This is a genomic window from Bradyrhizobium sp. (assembly GCF_019242285.1).
GTDB lineage: Bacteria > Pseudomonadota > Alphaproteobacteria > Rhizobiales > Xanthobacteraceae > Bradyrhizobium.
In genome coordinates, this window is the sequence record NZ_JAFAVV010000233.1 from 1 (window position 1) to 17,753 (window position 17,753).

The window sequence follows — 17,753 nt, forward strand, 5'->3', positions numbered from 1 at the left end:
CGGAAAAATTCCACATAGCAAAAACCGATCCATGACGCCGTCTTGTTTGGCAGAGTCCGCGCAACTCCGATGATCGATCCGCATAGCAGCGCGATCAGCCAGGCAAACAGCGAGGTCTCGATCGTAAGCACGAGACCACGTAGCAGCAATTCGAGGTAGGTTCCGGACCCGCTCGGATCGTGCTCGAAAAAGATGCGCCAGTTCCAGTGATAGCTCACGGGGCTTCCTGACACACCGCGGCATCAATCCGAGCCGCGACCGCAAGCGCAGTGCGCTCCCTCCCCCCTTGCGGGGGAGGGTTGGGGAGGGGGGTAGCCGCAACGGCGGTGCTTGTGGCTACCTCCATCCCCGCCTCCTCCCCGCAAGGGGGAGGGGAGAGGAAGGAGTCCGCGAAAGATCGACAATCGCCACTCATTCCACGAGGCTCGTCATTCACTTCACCTTGTAGGAAGCAGGGTCCGGCGAATCCGAGGGCTTGGCGAACTCGGCCTTGAGCTCGGCCGAGATCGGCGTGTTGAGGTTCAGCCCCTTCGGCGGAATCTTCTGCATGAACCACTTGTCGTAGAGCTTCTGGCCCTCGCCGGAGCTGTAGATCGCGGCGGTGGCGGCATCGACCACTTTCTTGAACGCCGGATCGTCCCTGCGCAGCATGATGCCGTAGGGCTCGGGGGTCGAGAAAGCGTCGCTCGAGATCACATAGGCGCTCGGATCCTTGGAGCCGGCGACCAGGCTCGCGAGCAGGATATCGTCCATCACGAAGGCCACCGCACGGTCGGTCTCCACCATCAGGAACGCCTCGGCGTGGTCCTTGGCCGGAATGATGTTGGCGTTGAGGTGCCGCGCCGCGTTGGCCTCGGTGAGCTGCTTGATGTTGGTGGTACCGGCGGTCGAGACCACGGGCTTGTCCTTCAGCTCGTCGATGGAATTGATCTTGCTCGATTTCTTCGAGACGTAGCGGCTTGCCGTGAGGAAATGGGTGTTGGTGAAGGCGACCTGCTTCTGGCGCTCGGCATTGTTGGTGGTCGAGCCGCATTCGAGATCGACGGTGCCATTGGCGATCAGCGGAATCCGGTTCGAGGACGTCACCGGCGCGAGCTTGACCTCGAGCTTGTCGAGCTTCAGCTCCTTCTTGATCGCGTCGACGATCTTGTAGCAGATGTCCATCGCAAACCCGACCGGCTTCTGGTTGTCGTCGAGATAGGAGAACGGGATCGAGGAATCGCGGTAGCTCAGCGTGATCGCGCCCGTCTCCTTGATGTTCTTCAGGGTGCCGGTCAGCTCCTCGGCCTGCGCCTGGCTGACGCCAAAGGCGGCGGCCAGCGCAAAACCCAGCAATTTCAGTCGCTTCATCTTGGAATTCCCCTCTTGAATCAGCCGGCCGGGATGCTTGCATAAACCGGGCCGGAGTTGAATGTGACTTTTGGAGGCAAGCGGCCCCCGGACCGGTCGATGACAAGCTGGATCGGGGGTGTCCTGGACAATTGCGACAAACTACGCGCCGCTGGCGTCCCGGTCGATCGACGGCCGCGCTGCGCTCACAACGGACGGCCCAGCTCGCCGAGGTCCCAGAGCAGGCCCGGCCATGAGGCCGAGCGCCTCCTCGGTCACGCTGAGCAGGATATGCTCATCCGGGCACCGTCGCCCATTCGATCCAGGGACTGCCGGGAGCGGCCCGCTTTTCCAGAGATTGGGACTTGCAATAGCCGGGCGGATTGGAACAATTTGCCGCTGCATCCTCCACTGCCTCACGCGCCAAAAATGACAAAAGAGATCCGGCTCAACGCCTTCGCCATGAACTGCGTGGCGCATCAATCGCCGGGATTGTGGACCCATCCGCGCGACCGCACCGTCGACTATCACCGCCTGCCCTATTGGCTCGACCTTGCCAAGGCGCTGGAGCGCGGCCGGTTCGACGGCCTGTTCCTTGCCGACGTGCTCGGAGTCTACGACGTCTATGGCAACAGCCCCGACGCGGCGCTGCGCAACGCCACGCAGACGCCGGCCAACGAGCCGCTGCTTCTGATCTCGGCGATGGCCGCGGTGACCGAGCATCTCGGCTTCGGCGTCACGTCGAACCTGTCGTTCGAGCCGCCCTATCCCTTTGCCAGAAGAATGTCGACGCTCGACCATCTCACCGAAGGCCGTATCGGCTGGAACGTGGTCACCGGCTATCTCGACAGCGCCGCGCGCGGCTCGGGCAAGGACAAGCAGACCGCGCATGACGACCGCTACGACATCGCCGACGAATACATGGAGGTGGTCTACAAGCTCTGGGAGGGAAGCTGGGAGGACGACGCCGCGATCCGTGACCGCGCCCGCGGCATCTTCACCGACCCTTCGAAGGTGCACCGCGTCACCCATGAAGGCCCGAACTACCGGCTCAACGCGATCCATCTCGCCGAGCCGTCGCCGCAGCGCACGCCGGTCTTGTACCAGGCCGGCACCTCGCCGCGCGGACGGCAGTTCGCCGCCCAGCATGCCGAATGCGTGTTCATGTCCGGCCCCTCGGCCAAGGTGATCGGCCCGCGGGTGGCGGCGATCCGCGAGCAGGCCGCAAAGATCGGCCGCGACCCGCGCGAGATCCTGATGTTCAACATGTTCACGGTGATCCTCGGCCGCACCGAAGCGGAAGCGAAGGCCAAATATGAGGACTACCGCTCGCATATCAGCGCCGAGGGCGCGCTGACCTTGATGTCGGGCTGGACCGGCGTCGATTTCTCGCAGCTCGCGCTCGAGCAGGAGGTGCGCCACGTCACCAACGACGCGGGGCGCAGCGCGATGGACAACATCACCCGCGCCGATCCGGATCGGGTGTGGACCGTGCGCGAGGTCGCCGAGCATGTCGGCATCGGCGGCATCGGCCCAGTGGTGGTCGGCACGCCTGCGCAGGTGGCGGACGCGATCGAAGCCTGGTTCGAGGCGACCGATGTCGATGGCCTGAACATGCCGTTCGCGGTCTCGCCCGGCGATTTCGAGGACATTGCCGAACTGCTCGTGCCCGAGCTGACCCGGCGCGGCCGCTACAAGACCGCATACGCCAACGGCACCCTGCGCGAAAAACTGTTCGGCGCCGGCCGCGCGCGGCTCTCCGCGCCGCATCCGGCGGTGCGATATCGGGTCGGCGTGCAGGCGAAGGTGGCGGAATAGGGGAGGATTTGTAGGGTAGGCTGAGCGGCCAAGTGCACAGAAGCGCGCCCTGCGAAGACAGAAGCGCGCCCACCATTCGAGAACCATGTTGAGGAGACGATGGTGGGCACGGCACTTCACGCCTTAGGCCACCCTACAAGTTCTCACCGCGCCGCAATCTTCCTTGCTTTGCCGATGTCGCTGGAGAGCGCCGCCAGCTCCTTGCGCACGGCGCTGGCCGCGTCGCGCTCGATCTTGCGATAGCGCGCCACCAAGGAAAGCCCGAACGGCGTCAGTGCGGCGCCACCGCCGTTCCTGCCGCCGGTCTGGCGCTCGACCGCGGCCTGACGGCAGATGCGGTTGATCTCGTCGACCAGATCCCAGGCGCGCTTGTAGGACATGTCCATGGCACGGCCGGCAGCCGAGATCGAGCCGAGCTTCTGGATGTTCTCCAGAAGCTCGATCTTGCCCGGCCCGATCCGGCCCTCGCGGTCGAGGTCGATGCGAACGCTCAAGGACGGAAGCGATCTCGCGGCGGCTTTGTGCATGGAAGGCTTGCTCTCGTGCTGGGGCGGCACATTGCCACCGGAGCGATTTCCGAACAAGATGCGCCTTCCCCTGGGCCAGCGCGCATTTCCCCGGAGCAGCAATGAACCATCCGCACTTGTTTTCGCCGCTCGAGGTCGGCCCCTACCAGCTTGCGCATCGCCTGGTGATGGCACCGCTCACGCGCATGCGCGCTGCAAGGCCGTCGCTCGCGCCCCGGCCGCTCAATGCCGAATATTACGCCCAGCGTGCGACGCCGGGCGGGCTGATCATCGCCGAGGCCTCGCCGGTGATCGCCTCCGGTTTCGGCAGTCCCGGCGTGCCCGGTATCTATTCGCAGGCACAGGTCGAGGGCTGGCGCGAGGTGGTCGACGCCGTCCACGCCAAGGGCGGCGTCATCTTCCTGCAACTCTGGCATGTCGGCCGCGTCTCGCACTCCTCGTTCCAGCCCGGCGGTGGGCTGCCGGTCGCGCCCTCGGCGGTGCCGATCCCGACCGATCTGAAAACCATGACCGCGGACGGCCGGGTCACGACCTATGAGACGCCGCGCGCGCTTCGGACGAGCGAGATCGCCGGCCTCATCGAGGCGTTCCGCAGCGGCGCGCGCAACGCGCTGGCGGCAGGCTTCGACGGCGTGGAAATCCACGGCGCCAACGGCTATGTGATCGAACAGTTCCTGCACTCGCACACCAACCTGCGCACCGATCAGTATGGCGGATCGATCGAGAACCGCGTGCGCTTCCTGATGGAGGTGACCGAGGCCGTGATCGCGGTGTGGGGCGCGGAGCGCGTCGGCGTTCGGCTGTCGCCCTATGGCATCGCCAACGGCTCCGGCGAAGCCGACCCGATGCCGCTCTACACCCACGCGATCGAAAGGCTCAATCCGCTCCACCTCGCCTATCTGCACTTCATCGAGCCGCGCTCCTCGGGCGCCGGCCGCGCCGAGGTGAACTGGCAGAACGTGCCCTCGGCGATGGTGCTGTTCCGCCCGATCGTCAAGGGCGTCCTGATCTCCGCCGGCGGCTTCACCGGCGACATTGCGGAGGCCGCCATCGCGGAAGGCCACGCCGACGCCATCGCGTTCGGCCGCATCTTCATCTCCAACCCGGACCTGCCGCGCCGGCTGCAGCAAGGCTTCCCGCTGACACCCTACAACCGCAAGACCTTTTATGGCGGCGAGGCCGAGGGCTACACCGACTATCCCACCCATGATGCGATGGAGCCGGCGTGACGCGACGACGTAGAGCGGATGAATGACTTGTCCGCCGAAGCTCGAAGAGCGAAGGCAGAAGCGACATCCGGGACCCACGAGGCAATGCGCCTGGATGTTGCTCCTCATCCGGGCTACAAGAGCGGGCGCGCGCAATGGCCAGAGCAGCTCCAGCAGCCGGCATCGCCAAAGGCCAGTGCCTGTGCGGCGCGGTCGTCTTCGAAATCGACGTGCCGGCGCGCTGGGCCTGGCACGACCATTCCGCCGCGAGCCGGCGCGCGCACGGCGCGGCCTATGCGACCTATGTCGGGAGCTGGCGCAAGCGCTTCCGCATCACGCGAGGCGAAGCCGACATCACGCGCTATGAGGATGCGGCGACCAAAACCGTGCGCGGCTTCTGCGCCATTTGCGGCACGTCGCTCACCTACGAACGTCCGCGCTGGCCGCACACGGTGAACATCCCCCGCGCGCTGTTCGACAGTCGCACCGGCCGGCAGCCGCTCTATCACATCGCCATCGAGGAGCTGCAGGAATGGGCCTATACCGGCGAGCCCCTGGTGCCGCTGAAGGGCTTTCCAGGCATCGTCTGGCAGCGCTCGAAGAAAAAGAAGCGGCAGGAGCGCGAGGGAATGTTCTGATGGGTGATGATATCTGGATAAAGCGGATCGCCGCGAACTCGCTGCTCATCCTTCTCCCCTTGTGGGAGAGGGTGCACCGAGCAAGTGCTGAAATAAGTACCACGCCGTCGATCTCGCGCGCAACGCAGCCATGACCGCGCCCGGTTGCCGGAGCCATGCAAGTCTGGTGATGTGGCGCTAAGCGAGGAGGAGACATGAAGAACAAGATCACCGGGCGCTCGGCGTTCCTGGCGCTGCTCAAGGACGAAGGCATCACCCATCTGTTCGGCAATCCCGGCACCACCGAATTGCCGATCATGCATGCGCTGAAGGACCATCCGGACCTCACCTATGTGATGGCGATGCAGGAGAGCCTGGTGGTGGCGATCGCCGACGGCTTTTCCCGTGCCTCCGGCAGGCTGGTCGCATGCAACGTCCATGTCGCGCCCGGCCTCGGCAATGCGATGGGCTCGCTCTACAACGCGCAGTTCACGGGCACGCCCATGATCCTGACTGCCGGCCAGCAGGAGCAGGGCCACGGCCTGACCGAGCCCCTGCTCTACGGCCCGCTGGTGCGGATGGCGGAGCCCTTGGTGAAATGGGGGGTCGAGGTGACGCGGCTGGAGGACCTGCCGCGGATCGTGCGCCGCGCCGCCAAGATCGCGACCACGCCGCCGACCGGTCCGGTGTTCATCTCGCTGCCCGGCGACATTCTCAATGCCGAGGCCGGCATCGATCTCGGCCGCTCGACCCGGATCGATACGCGCGTCCGGCCGTCGGAGGAGTCGTTGCAGGCGCTGGTCCAGCGCGTCCTGAAAGCCCAGCGCCCGGTGGTCATCGCCGGCGACGAGATCGTGAAAAGCGATGCGCTGGCAGAGGCCGCCGAGCTCGCCTCCGTGCTCGGCTGTCCGGCCTATCAGCAGTCGACGCCCTATGGCGCGCATTTCCTCTCCGAGAGCCCGAGCTTCATGGGCGCACTGTCGCGCCTGCAGAAGCAGGTGCGTGAGGTGCTCTCGCCCTACGATCTGATGATTGCGCTCGGCGCCGAGCCATTGCGCATGTCGGTCTATAGCGAGGTCGATCCGCTGCCGGACGGCTTGTCGATCGCGCAGATCGGCCTGGTTGACTGGGACATCGCCAAGAACTACGGCGCCGAGTTCGCGATCAAGGCCGACGTCAAGGAGACGCTGCGTGCGTTAATCCCCGCGCTGAAGGAAGCGGGCGGGGCCGCGCTGGAGACGCGCGCGAAGCAGGGGCTGGCGGAGCTGGCGCCAAAGAACTGGAGCGCGCGGCGGAAGCCGTTGATCGAGCAGATTTCGAAAGCGAGCGGCAAGGCGCCGATCGATCCCGACTACCTGACCCTGCGCCTCGTCGAGGTGATGCCGGAGCAGGCGATCCTGGTCGACGAGGGTCTGACCTCCGGCCGGCAGCTCAACGCGCTGCGCCCGCACCGCGACCGCTACGGCTATCACGCACTGGCCTCCGGCGGGATCGGCTGGGGCCTGCCGGCCTCCGTCGGTATCAGCCTCGCCAATCCGGCGCGGCCAGTGGTGTGCTTCTCCGGCGACGGCAGCGCGATGTACTCGATCCAGGCGCTGTGGACCGCGGCCAACCACAAGCTGCCGCTCAATGTGGTGATCGCCAACAACGGCGGCTACCGCATCATCAAGCAGCGGCTCCTCGCCTTCCATGGCGACGACCGTTATGTCGGCATGGATTTCGTCGATCCGCCGGTGGATTTCTCAGGGCTCGCAAAGTCGCTCGGGCTTGAGGCGATCCGGATCAGCGATCCCGCCGAGCTGAAGCCGAAACTGTCGGACGCCTTCAACCGCCCCGGCGCCAAGCTGATCGAGGTGATGCTGAGCAACGCGGTGAACTAGTGAGGTAAGCTCCGTAGGTGGGCTAAGCGAGCAAATGCACGGTCGTTCAACGCGCCAAGGTGGAAGCGTGCCCACCATTCAGAAGCGTGCTGTCGCAGGAAGGGTGGGCACGGCGCTGCGCGCCTTTGCCCACCCTACAGACTCGCATGAAACAAGCCGCCTCAGGCCGTCTTCACCCACACTGCCTTGACATTGAGATATTCCTCGACGTGCTGCTTGCCGGACTCGCGGCCGTAGCCGCTCATCTTGTAGCCGCCGAACGGCACCGCCGGATCCATGGCCTGATAGCAATTGACCCACACCGATCCGGCGCGCAGCGCCTTCGCTACCTGGTGGGCCTTGGAGACATTGGTGGTCCACACGCCGGAGCCGAGACCGAAGGTCGTGGCATTGGCGCGCTTGATCAGGTCGTCCGAGTCCTTGAACGAGATCGCGGAGATCACGGGACCGAAAATCTCCTCCTGCGCGATCCGCATGTTGTCCTGGACGTTGGCGAACACGGTCGGCGGCACGAAATAGCCCTTGGACATCGCGCCCTCGGTGAGCCGCGCACCGCCGGCGAGCGCCTTGGCGCCCTCCTTCTGGCCGATGTCGAAATAGCCCGAGACGCGCTCGAGCTGCTGCTGCGATACCAGCGGACCGATCTGCGTGTTCGGATCGAGCCCGTTGCCGACGTTCAGCTTCTTGCCGAACTCGGCGACACGGCCGACGAACTCGTCATAGACCTTGCTCTCGACGAACAGCCGCGTGCCGGCGGAGCAGATCTGCCCCGAATTCGCAAACACCGCCATCGCGGCACCCGGCACCGCCGCATCGAGATCGGCATCCGCGAACACGATGTCCGGCGACTTGCCGCCGAGCTCGAGCGAGACGCGCTTCAGATTGCCGGCGGATGCGCGCACGATCGACTGGCCCGTGAGATGCGAGCCGGTGAAGGCGACCTTGTCGACGTCCGGATGGGAGGCGAGCGCCGCGCCCGCGGTCTCGCCGTAGCCCGGCACCACGTTGACGACGCCGGGCGGCACGCCGGCTTCCAGGCAGAGCTCGGCAAGCCGCAGCGAGGTCAGCGGCGCCTCCTCCGCCGGCTTCAGCACCACGGTGCAGCCGGTCGCGATCGCGGGCCCGATCTTCCAGACGCTGGCGCCAAGCGGCCCGTTCCAGGGAATGATGGCGCCGACCACGCCGACCGGCTCCTTCAGCGTGTAGGAGAAGATCTCGCCGGGCAGCGAGTTCTCGATGGTCTCGCCGTGCAGCGCGGTGGCCTGGCCTGCGTAATAGCGCAGCATGCCGAGCACGCGGAGCTTGTTGCCGCGGGTGCGGCTGATCGGCGCCCCCATATCGAGCGTGTCGAGCTGCGACAATTCCTCGAAGTTCTTCTCGACGAGATCGGCGAGCTTGAGCAGCAGGCTCTGCCGCTCGAACGGCTTGACCTTGCTCCACGGGCCTTCGAAGGCGCGGCGAGCGGCGGCGACCGCGTGGTTGACGTCCCCGGCGTCACCCTCGGCGACGGTCGCCAGCACCTCACCGGTCGCGGGATTGAGGGTCTCGAAGCGCTTGCCGGAGGCGGCATCGACCCATTGGCCCTCGATCAGCATCTTCTTGTAGGAGCCGTCCGCATATGGATGGCGCGTGATCGGAATAGCCTGTGATACAGCCATGCTGCTCTCCCTCGATGTCGTTGAAACGGGTTTCTGCGACGATCTGGCGCGATCGTTATATTTATCTTTCTACAACGTCGAGCCATTTCGGTAAAGCCGTCCGCCCCGGACTGCAGGAAGACCTCCTATGCCCGGCCGGGTGAAACCATCGTGGCTCTGTGGCATAGTCCACTGACGTCCGGTCATTTTGCAGGAGTTTCCCGTGCCGCATCCCGTCATGTCAGAAGGCCATGTCGCCGTGATCACCGGAGGCGCGTCCGGCATCGGGCTCGCCGCCGCGACGCGCTTCGTCCAGATGGGGATGAAGGTCTGTATTGCCGACCTCGGCGAGGACCGCCTGAAAGCGGCCTCCACGAAATTGTCATCGATCGCTGCCGGCGCCGACCGCGTGATGACGACGGTGACCGACGTCGGCAATATCGACGATGTCAAGGAGCTCGCGCGCGCGGTCGAGCGGCGGTTCGGCGGCGCCGACATCGTGATGAACAATGCCGGCATCCAGCCGGGCAGCGGGATGTTCGGCCCGCATGAGACCTGGGAGCGGATCCTCGCCGTCAATCTCTGGGGCATCATCAACGGCTCGCAGGTGTTCGCCCCCGGTATGGTCGCGCGTGGCCGGCCGGGCCTGATCATCAACACGGGCTCGAAACAGGGCATCACCACGCCGCCCGGTGATGCCGCCTACAATGTCTCCAAAGCCGGCGTAAAGGCGTTCACCGAGGCTCTGCAGCACGAATTGCGCAGCACGCCGAACTGCCAGGTGAGCGCACATCTGCTCATCCCGGGTTTTGTCTTCACCGGCCTCACCGCGCGCGGCCGCACCGAGAAGCCGGCCGGCGCCTGGACGGCGGAACAGACCGTCGACTTCATGATCGAGCATGTCGCGGCTGGCGACTTCTACATTCTCTGCCCGGACAACGACGTGCCGCGCAGCCTCGACGAGCGACGCATCCTGTGGGCGGCCGGCGACATCGTCGAGAACCGCCCGCCGCTGTCGCGCTGGCACAAGGACTATGGCGATGCATTCGCCGCGTTCGTGAAAGGTGCTTGATCCGGCGAGGAGCTGTAGGGTCGGTCAGCCGAAGGCGTAGCCCGTCATTTCGTGCGGACGAGCGGCGGGTTGCGCTTCGCTACCCACCCACGAAATACGGACTCGCAGCTAGTTTGGTCGGCTCACTTCGGCAGTGCACTCCGCGACCAGCGCCTCGCCGAGCTCGCTCTGCTGCGCGCGGGGCAGCGAGAAGCAGACGCTGAAGCCGTCCACCGTGCAGAGCGTCACCATCACCTGGCTCGGATCCGAGGACTGCTCGACCAGCCAGGACTGCAGCGGATAGGCATAGCGCAGGCTGTCGTCGCCGTAGCGGGTCTGCAGCGCCTTGCTGATCAGCGCCGGCAGCGTCATCGCCAGCGCGCCGACCTGGTTGATCGACAGTCGGATGGTCTGAGGCTGACCTGCGGAATCGACGAAGCCGAGCGAGATCGCGCCGCCGTCCGAGGAGACCTCGCAGCTCGTCAGCGACTGGGTCTCGATCTCCATCGGCACGCTCCGCACCAGCTTCGTTATATGCTCAAAAATATATCGTGATCGAAGCCCTTGTCCAGCCGCGATTGCACGCGCCAGCCATGGTCTTCGGCCGTCATTCGTGATATCGATTGCGATATAACGAAGGCTGAACGGGCCGAACCCAAGGGAGAGCATAGCCTATGAGCGACTACAACCTTCTGATCGACGGCCAGATGGTCCCCGGGGACCTCACCATGCCGGTCCTCAACCCTGCGACCGAGGAAGTGCTGGTGCAGTGCCCGCGCGCCTCCAAGGAGCAGCTCGACCGCGCCGTCGCCGCCGCGAAGGCCGCCTATCCGGCCTGGGCCGCGACGCCGATCGAGGAGCGCCGCAAGCTCGTGACCCAGATGGCCGACGTGATCGAGGCCCATTCGGGCGAGCTGGCGCGGATCCTCACCAGCGAGCAGGGCAAGCCGCTGGCGGACGCGACCGGCGAGGTGCTCGGCATGGCGGCATTCTTCCGCTATCTCGGCTCGCTGGAGCTGCCGATGAAGGTGATCGAGAATTCCGGCGACCGCAAGGTCGAAGCCTATCGCCGGCCGCTCGGCGTCGTCGGCGCCATCATTCCCTGGAACTATCCGCTCCTGATCCTCAGCTTCAAGCTGCCGTCGGCGCTGCTCGCCGGCAACACGCTGGTGGTGAAGCCTGCGCCGACCACGCCGCTCTCGACGCTGCGCTTCGCCGAGCCGATCAAGGACATCCTGCCCAAGGGCGTGCTCAACGTCATCACCGACGCCAACGACCTCGGCGACTTCATGACCAAGCACCCGGACATCCGCAAGATCTCCTTCACCGGCTCGTCTGCGACGGGACAGAAGGTGATGGCGAGCGCGGCGCAGACCCTGAAGCGGATCACGCTCGAGCTCGGCGGCAACGACGCCGGCATCGTGCTCGACGACGTCGATCCGAAGAAGGTCGCGCCGGGCATCTTCGAAGGTGCGTTCCAGAATTCCGGCCAGGTCTGCCTCGCCATCAAGCGGCTCTACGTTCATGAATCCGTCTATGATCAGCTCTGCGACGAGCTGGTCGCGATCGCCAAGAACACCGTGGTCGACGACGGCTCCAAGCAGGGCACCAAGCTCGGGCCGCTGCAGAACAGGATGCAGTACGAGAAGGTGAAGGCCTTCCTCGAGGACGCCCGCAGGAACGGCAACGTGATCGCCGGCGGCTCGGCGATGGATCGGCCCGGCTATTTCATCGAGCCGACCATCGTGCGCGACATCCAGGAGGGCTCGAGGCTGGTCGACGAGGAGCAGTTCGGTCCGGTGCTGCCGGTGATCAAATATTCCGACAAGGATGACGTGATCCGCCGCGCCAACGCCACGACCTACGGCCTCGGCGCGTCGGTCTGGTCGTCCGACACCAAGCGTGCTCATGAGGTCGCGCAACAGATCGAGGCCGGCACGGTCTGGATCAACAAGCATCTCGACATGGCCCCGCACATCCCGTTCGGCGGCGCCAAGCAGTCCGGCATCGGCACCGAGTTCGCCGAGGAGGGTCTGGCGGAGTTCACCCAGCTTCAGATCATCAACGGGCCGGGCGCCAGCGCGTAAGCAGGGGTGATGGGATCGCGGAAGAGTGCCGCGATCCCTCGTTCCGACGGCGGGGCTGGGGAAATCAACGAGGGTCATCATGTTCGACGCACAATGCGACCTCGCCGCCCTGGTCTACGAGCCGCACGACGACCCCGACGAGCTGCTGCGCGCATTTGCCGCCGACCTGAACGCGAAAGGTTTTCGCGCGGTCGGCATGGTGCAGGCCGGCCAGTGCGCCGATTCCAGCCTGTCGGCGCTGCTGGTGCACAGCGGCGAGACGCTGACATTGGCGCAGGAGTTCGACCCGGCCGCGACCGGCTGCCGGTTGGACATCCGCCGGCTCGAGGATGCCGGCGCCCGGGTCGTCCGCGCGGTCGACGACGGCGCCGATCTCGTGATCATCAACCGCTTCGGCAAGCGCGAGCGCGACGGCAAGGGCCTCGGTCACGTGATCGCGCGCGCCATCGATGCCGACATCCCCCTGGTGATCGCAGTGTCCAGCCATCACTTCGCCGACTGGATCAGGTTCGCTTCCGGCATGAGCGTGAAGCTCGCCTGCAACCGCGAGGCGCTGGATGCATGGTGGTCCCACGTCTCGCTGCGTTCGCCCTCGCTGGTCGCGCCCGACCGGAGCTGTTTCTGCGCGGTGTTCAAGTAGCACTGCGAACCGCCGCTCCTACAGCGTCTCCTGCTTGTGGCCGCATTCCTTGCAGGCGAACTGCACGCGGCGGGCACCGCGCTCGGCCGAGAGACGGTTCGGCGCACCGCATTTGCCGCAGACCGCATCGACGCGGGTATTGCCCTGCTTGATGACCAGCGGCTTCTTCGCCATGGATTCGCGGATCAGCCGCTCGGCCTCTTCACGCATCGCCTGTTTCGACATTCACCCAAACCCCGCCATGGAAACGCCGGCTGCTTTTAGCGCATCCATGTGACAGTCCAAGCGCGGAATCCGGCTTCAGGCCTCCAGGACGACATAGCTGTCCTCGATGTGCACAGGAAAGGTCTCGGCGACATACGGGCCCTTTTTCATCTCCTCGGCGAGTTCCTCGCCGGTTTCGACCGCCACCGGATAGGAACGGACCTTGAACCGCTTTGGGTCGAACCAGGACTGGCCGTTGCGCATGTCGAATTCCCAGCCGTGCCACGGGCAGCGCAACAGCTCACCGATCCGTGAGCGCTGATAGACTCCGGGCTCCGGAGAGATCAATCGCGCGACGCAGGCCGCCTTGTCCAGCGGCGCGCCCTCGTGCGGACAGCGGTTGAGCAACGCGAAGAACTCGCCATTGACGTGGAACACGACGATGTCGCGGCCGTCGACCGCCACGACCTTGTTGCCGCCGGGCGGGATGTCGGTTGTGCGGGCGACGATGTGACGGGGCATCAGAACTTGTAGACCGCGCGGGCGTTGGCGTTGAAGATCTTGCTCTTCTCGGTCTCCGTCAGCGGCGTCTTGAAGGCGTAACGCGCATCGTCATAGTCCCAGTGCGGATAATCCGACGAGAACAGGAGGCGATCGATGCCGACCCATTCGATGAGCTGGCGCAGATGTTTCGCCTCGTCGGGCTCGTCGATCGGCTGGGTGGTGAACCAGAACTGCTCGCGCACATATTCGGACGGCTTGCGCTTCAGATGCGGCACCTCGTTGCGGAAGCGCTCGAAATGGGCGTCCATCCGCCACATGGCGGAGGCGATCCAGCCGAAGCCGCCCTCGATGAACACGATCTTCAATTTCGGGAAGCGCTCCGGCACGCCCTCGATGACGAGGCTCGCGAGCTGCGCGGCCATGGTGTGCGCGTTCGACTGGTGCTCCTCGCAGTAATAGGACGGCCAGCCGCTGCCGGTCGGCGCGTGGCCACCATAGCCGCCGACATGGATGCCGAGCGGCAGGCCGAGCTCCTGGGCGCGGGCATAGATCGGCCAGTAGCGGCGGCGGCCGAGCGGCTCGTTGGCGCGCGGCGACACGTTGATCTGGATGTATTCACCGGTCTTGGCGCAGCGCTCGATCTCGGCGATCGCAAGCTCGGTGTCGTCCTGCCCGGCCAGGATCGACGCCTTCAGCCTGGGATCGCGATGCGCCCAGAACGCGAGCTGCCAGTCGTTGATGGCGCGCTGGATCGCGGCGCCGAATTCGAGGTTCTGCTGCGAGAAGATGAAGAGGTCGAGCACCTGCAGGATGCCGAACTCGATGTCGAGCGGATCGAGGTGCTGCTTGCGCATGAAGGCGAGATCGGAGCCCGGCGGCCCGCCGGTCGGCGGCCACGCATCGCGCCGCGCGATCAAAGGCGAGGAGCGCGGATAGGGTGTGGTGTAGATGTAGGGCGTGCGCAGATGGCTGCCATAGGTCTTCATGTGCTCCTGCCAGCGTTTCGGCAGGAACGCGTTCAGGTCGGAATGGGCATGGATGCTCGGATGAACATCGCAATCGATGATGCGCAGCCGCGTCGCAGCGGTCGCTTCCTTCTCGAGGATAGGGCGGTCGATGACGTCACTCATGCGATCCTCCTTTATTAGCGCTCAAATTTACTGGCGCTCGAAGCAGCCGCAGATTTCACCTCTCCCGTAGGGCTAAGGTGTGCACACCTTAGCCCCGATGGGGAGAGGTGAAGCACCTTCGCTGCCGCGATGGCTGCGTTCAATATCAACATGCTTCACGCGTCCAGCTTCAGCCGCGGGAACGTCTCCAGCGGGTTGTCGGCGCACATGCGCGCGACGATGCTCTTGGGCAGGTTCGGTGGAATCGGGTCGTCGCCGTCGAACTGCCAGTGCGGATAGTCGGAGGCGAACAGGAACATCTGGTCCGAGCCGATCTGGTCGATGACGTCCTCGACGCCGCCCGCGTCCGGCGGCGCGTCGAACGGCTGCATGGTGACGCGGACATGATCGCGGATCAGCGCAGCCGGCTCGCGCTCGACCCAGGGCACCTCGACCCGCACGCCGCGCCAGGTCTTGTTGGCGCGCCACATGAAGGCGGGCAGCCAGCTCACGCCGGATTCCATCAGCACGACCTTCAGCCCCGGAAACTTGCCGAACACGCCCTCATAGATCAGGCTCAAAAGCTGCGCCTGAAACGCCGCCGCCTCGACGAAGTAATATTCGTAGCGATAGGACGGCCAGCCGACCGAGCTCGGCGCCGTGCGGTACTGGCTGCCGGCATGGATCGCGAGCGGCAGCTTGTGCTTCTCCGCGGCCGCGTAGACCGGCCAGAAGTGCCGCCGGCCGAGCAAGGTCTCGCCCTGCGCCAGCACCAGGATCGATACGAAGCGACGGTCGCCGGCGCGGCGCTCGATCTCCTCGACCGCAAGATCCGGCGCCTGCATCGGCACCACGATCGACGCGCGCAGCCGCATGTCCTGCGACAGCCACTCGGCCGCGATCCAGTCATTGATCGCCTTGCAGAAGCCGGACGCCATGTAGGGATCGAACACCGCCTGCGCGCCGTACAGCACGTTGCAGATGGCGTGGCTCGACCCGAGCTGCTCGAATGCGCCGCGCTGGACCATCTTGAAGTCACTGCCCGGCTTGCCGCCGGCGGGCCGCCAGTCCGGCCGGCCCGAGAGCGGCATGTTCGGCGGATAGCTCGTGAGATCGAGGCCGTCGATTGCGCGGCTCACCACCTGCTCTTTCCAGTGGTCGTCGAGATAGGGCAACAGCGTGGTGCGCGTCCCGCCCACCGCGGGATGGATGTCGCAGTCGATCCGCAGGGACGACATGAGCGCTTCCTTTGGATTTTTCGCCGGCGCATCGCACCGAATTTGCCTCAAAGAGTGCCCGCACAAATCGGGCGGCGCAAGGGCCATCGTCGGCGCGGATTCGCATATCAGACAGCTGGTTTTCAGCCGCGATCGCTCTCGCGGGCCGCCGAGGCCCCGAGTCGATTGGCGTCGTCATGTCCCTCTCGATCGAGGGCGCAGGGAAGACCGGGTGCCGGCTGGCACCCATGGCCCCCGTGCAACAAGAACGCACGGGGCAGGACCACAGGTTCAGCCTGATAACCCGGCCTTCCCTGCGCGATGGTTTTACGGCGTATAGCGCGCTCTCCCTGGTGCGCCGGGCTTCTTGGCCACCATCGCCTCGCAGCTCATCATCCGCGAGACTTGATATCAGCGTCGGGATATCAGGACCACACGCCTTTGCCGTCCGCCCCGATGCCGCTCGTCCAGCAGCCCCGTCGCGTCCACCGCATCCCCGCCCCGCGTGTCGTGACGATCGCGATACGCCCCTCGTGTCGGAGCGGGATGGCGACATAATGCGTTAATTTCGGTAAAAAAGAAAGGAAAATATTTTTGCGCGGCGATCTGGACACCCGATTCCACCTTGAAGCGCCTCACGAAATTCGTCCCGTCGCGCACGCGATTTCGCGTGCTCAACGCATCGGGAGCGTAAGCGCCGGTCCAAGAACCGACGTCGATTCGCCCGTCGAGCCTGGTCGCTCCAATCTCGAGGGCAGGTTGGAGCCCAAGGCGTAACCCGCCGTTCTGCATTCGCGCAACGGGGGATCATGATCCGCCCCAGGCGCTGCGCGCGATCCACTTGACTTCCGTCGGTCGGCGCCCAAATTGCGTCCTTCATTCGAATTCCGAGTCTCGCGTACCTTTCGGGACGCAAGTGTCAATCAAAATTCAATCGATCTGGGAGGGCGCCCTGCATAGGTGGCAACAATTGGTGCGCGCGTCGAGCAGGCTCGCGCTCTTTTACATCTTCTGCGCTTTCGCGGGACAGCCGGCCCATGCCGACGGCTCCGTATCAGCGCTGCACATGGGCTACGGCGCACCCAACCGAGCCGTTTTTGAGCAGTTCCTGGCCGTGATCCGGCAGTACAATGCGTCGGGCGAGCGCTTTCGCATCGACGGTCACTGTCAATCCGCCTGCACGATGTTTCTCTCGATACGCAACGTCTGCATTGCACCGGGCGCGACCCTGCTGTTTCACGCCGGCGGTTCGATGCAGAAAGGCATCATCAATCCCTCCACCACGCAGGAAATGCTCAGCAAGTATAACGCCGCCTTGCGCCAGTACGTCACCGACAACCACTACATGGATACGTTCACCTTTCATCCGATCTCAGGCCGCGACATCGTCAAGCGCTTCGGCTATCCGGCCTGCCGCTAGCGCGCAGGGCGGGTTGCGGCCGAAGGCGTAACCCGCCGTCTCGGAATTCTCGTGACGGCGGATCATGATCCGCCCCGTGAGTTCTCGTTGAGTACCTCGATCGTCTGCTTGCCGAGCTTGGTTGCATAGCTCATCAGGTCGAGCACGCCCTTGACGGCCACGATGCCGGCGGCAAGCGGTTCATGATGCCGCCTGGGCCAGATTCAGACGTTTCGACCTCACCGAACATCAAATCGGTTAGACGGCTCGCGCAGCGAGACGGGGAAGCCAGCGCGGCACATTGGCGCAATAGTTTTCATACTCGGCTCCGAAGCTTTCGCGGAGCCCCGGCTCCTCAATGGCAACTACCCAAGTGTGAAAAAAGAGCCAGAGCAACGTGCCGTAGCCGAGGAGATGCCAGTCGGCGAATAACACCGCCTGACCAAGAATGACGGCAACGACTGCAACATAAATCGGATTGCGCACATAGCGATATAATCCGCTCACCACGAGATTGCGTGGTGGC

At 65.0% G+C, this 17,753-nt stretch carries 17 protein-coding genes and 1 pseudogene; 8 read left to right on the forward strand and 10 right to left on the reverse strand.

Annotated features, from left to right (window positions below; translation table 11 throughout):
- Window positions 1-218 (reverse strand): annotated as a pseudogene (locus JOY90_RS08945) (amino acid ABC transporter permease); the annotation flags it as partial.
- Between the two features lie 214 nt (window positions 219-432).
- Window positions 433-1,350, reverse strand: coding sequence for an amino acid ABC transporter substrate-binding protein (locus JOY90_RS08950; protein WP_291690781.1), 918 nt, complete (start codon window positions 1,348-1,350; stop codon window positions 433-435).
- A 408-nt stretch (window positions 1,351-1,758) separates the two neighbouring features.
- Between JOY90_RS08950 and JOY90_RS08955 the strand changes: the two genes are divergently transcribed.
- Window positions 1,759-3,147 carry an LLM class flavin-dependent oxidoreductase gene (locus JOY90_RS08955; protein ID WP_291690782.1) on the forward strand — a complete coding sequence of 463 codons (1,389 nt, stop codon included), beginning with the start codon at window positions 1,759-1,761 and terminating at the stop codon, window positions 3,145-3,147.
- A gap of 143 nt (window positions 3,148-3,290) precedes the next feature.
- Here JOY90_RS08955 and JOY90_RS08960 read toward each other — a convergent pair whose 3' ends face one another.
- The gene (locus tag JOY90_RS08960; RefSeq protein WP_291690783.1) at window positions 3,291-3,674 is read right to left on the reverse strand and encodes a winged helix-turn-helix domain-containing protein; all 384 of its coding nucleotides are present in this window, start codon (window positions 3,672-3,674) and stop codon (window positions 3,291-3,293) included.
- 101 nt (window positions 3,675-3,775) lie between these two features.
- Between JOY90_RS08960 and JOY90_RS08965 the strand changes: the two genes are divergently transcribed.
- The 3 genes from JOY90_RS08965 (at window position 3,776) to JOY90_RS08975 (ending at window position 7,379) form a co-directional block, all read left to right on the forward strand.
- The gene (locus tag JOY90_RS08965) at window positions 3,776-4,903 is read left to right on the forward strand and encodes an alkene reductase (protein WP_291690784.1); all 1,128 of its coding nucleotides are present in this window, start codon (window positions 3,776-3,778) and stop codon (window positions 4,901-4,903) included.
- 134 nt (window positions 4,904-5,037) lie between these two features.
- The gene (locus tag JOY90_RS08970; protein ID WP_291690785.1) at window positions 5,038-5,520 is read left to right on the forward strand and encodes a GFA family protein; all 483 of its coding nucleotides are present in this window, start codon (window positions 5,038-5,040) and stop codon (window positions 5,518-5,520) included.
- 194 nt (window positions 5,521-5,714) lie between these two features.
- Window positions 5,715-7,379 (forward strand): thiamine pyrophosphate-binding protein, encoded by a 1,665-nt coding sequence (locus tag JOY90_RS08975; RefSeq protein ID WP_291690786.1) that lies wholly within the window; start codon window positions 5,715-5,717, stop codon window positions 7,377-7,379.
- Window positions 7,380-7,540: 161 nt separating this feature from the next.
- On the opposite strand, the gene JOY90_RS08980 is transcribed toward JOY90_RS08975, so the two are convergent.
- Window positions 7,541-9,037, reverse strand: coding sequence for an aldehyde dehydrogenase family protein (locus JOY90_RS08980; protein WP_291690787.1), 1,497 nt, complete (start codon window positions 9,035-9,037; stop codon window positions 7,541-7,543).
- Between the two features lie 202 nt (window positions 9,038-9,239).
- On the opposite strand from JOY90_RS08980, the gene JOY90_RS08985 reads away from it, so the two are divergent.
- A complete protein-coding gene (locus tag JOY90_RS08985; RefSeq protein WP_291690788.1) occupies window positions 9,240-10,088 on the forward strand; it encodes an SDR family NAD(P)-dependent oxidoreductase in 849 nt (282 codons plus the stop codon).
- A gap of 108 nt (window positions 10,089-10,196) precedes the next feature.
- Here the strand turns inward: JOY90_RS08985 and JOY90_RS08990 are convergent, their stop codons facing one another.
- Window positions 10,197-10,574, reverse strand: a complete 378-nt coding sequence (locus JOY90_RS08990; protein ID WP_291690789.1) for a hypothetical protein — start codon at window positions 10,572-10,574, stop codon at window positions 10,197-10,199.
- Between the two features lie 167 nt (window positions 10,575-10,741).
- Here JOY90_RS08990 and JOY90_RS08995 point away from each other — a divergent pair, with 167 nt between their 5' ends.
- Together JOY90_RS08995 and JOY90_RS09000 are read left to right on the forward strand one after the other, a co-directional pair.
- On the forward strand, window positions 10,742-12,154 hold the full coding sequence (locus JOY90_RS08995) for an aldehyde dehydrogenase family protein (RefSeq protein ID WP_291690790.1): 1,413 nt from the start codon (window positions 10,742-10,744) through the stop codon (window positions 12,152-12,154).
- A 79-nt stretch (window positions 12,155-12,233) separates the two neighbouring features.
- Window positions 12,234-12,794, forward strand: a complete 561-nt coding sequence (locus JOY90_RS09000; protein WP_291690791.1) for a DUF2478 domain-containing protein — start codon at window positions 12,234-12,236, stop codon at window positions 12,792-12,794.
- 18 nt (window positions 12,795-12,812) lie between these two features.
- On the opposite strand, the gene JOY90_RS09005 is transcribed toward JOY90_RS09000, so the two are convergent.
- The 4 genes from JOY90_RS09005 to JOY90_RS09020 form a co-directional block, all read right to left on the reverse strand.
- The gene (locus JOY90_RS09005; protein WP_291690792.1) at window positions 12,813-13,019 is read right to left on the reverse strand and encodes a hypothetical protein; all 207 of its coding nucleotides are present in this window, start codon (window positions 13,017-13,019) and stop codon (window positions 12,813-12,815) included.
- A 75-nt stretch (window positions 13,020-13,094) separates the two neighbouring features.
- A complete protein-coding gene (locus JOY90_RS09010) occupies window positions 13,095-13,520 on the reverse strand; it encodes a Rieske (2Fe-2S) protein (protein WP_291690793.1) in 426 nt (141 codons plus the stop codon).
- Entirely contained in the window at window positions 13,520-14,632 is a 1,113-nt protein-coding gene (locus tag JOY90_RS09015; protein WP_291690794.1) for an amidohydrolase family protein, read from the reverse strand. Before JOY90_RS09015 ends, JOY90_RS09010 begins: the two co-directional genes overlap by 1 nt.
- A 155-nt stretch (window positions 14,633-14,787) precedes the next feature.
- Entirely contained in the window at window positions 14,788-15,849 is a 1,062-nt protein-coding gene (locus JOY90_RS09020) for an amidohydrolase family protein (RefSeq protein WP_291690795.1), read from the reverse strand.
- 949 nt (window positions 15,850-16,798) lie between these two features.
- Here JOY90_RS09020 and JOY90_RS09025 point away from each other — a divergent pair.
- Entirely contained in the window at window positions 16,799-17,248 is a 450-nt protein-coding gene (locus tag JOY90_RS09025) for a hypothetical protein (protein WP_291690796.1), read from the forward strand.
- A gap of 237 nt (window positions 17,249-17,485) precedes the next feature.
- On the opposite strand, the gene JOY90_RS09030 is transcribed toward JOY90_RS09025, so the two are convergent.
- Window positions 17,486-17,753 (reverse strand): isoprenylcysteine carboxylmethyltransferase family protein (locus JOY90_RS09030; RefSeq protein ID WP_291690797.1); only part of this gene is annotated, 268 nt, incomplete at its 5' end.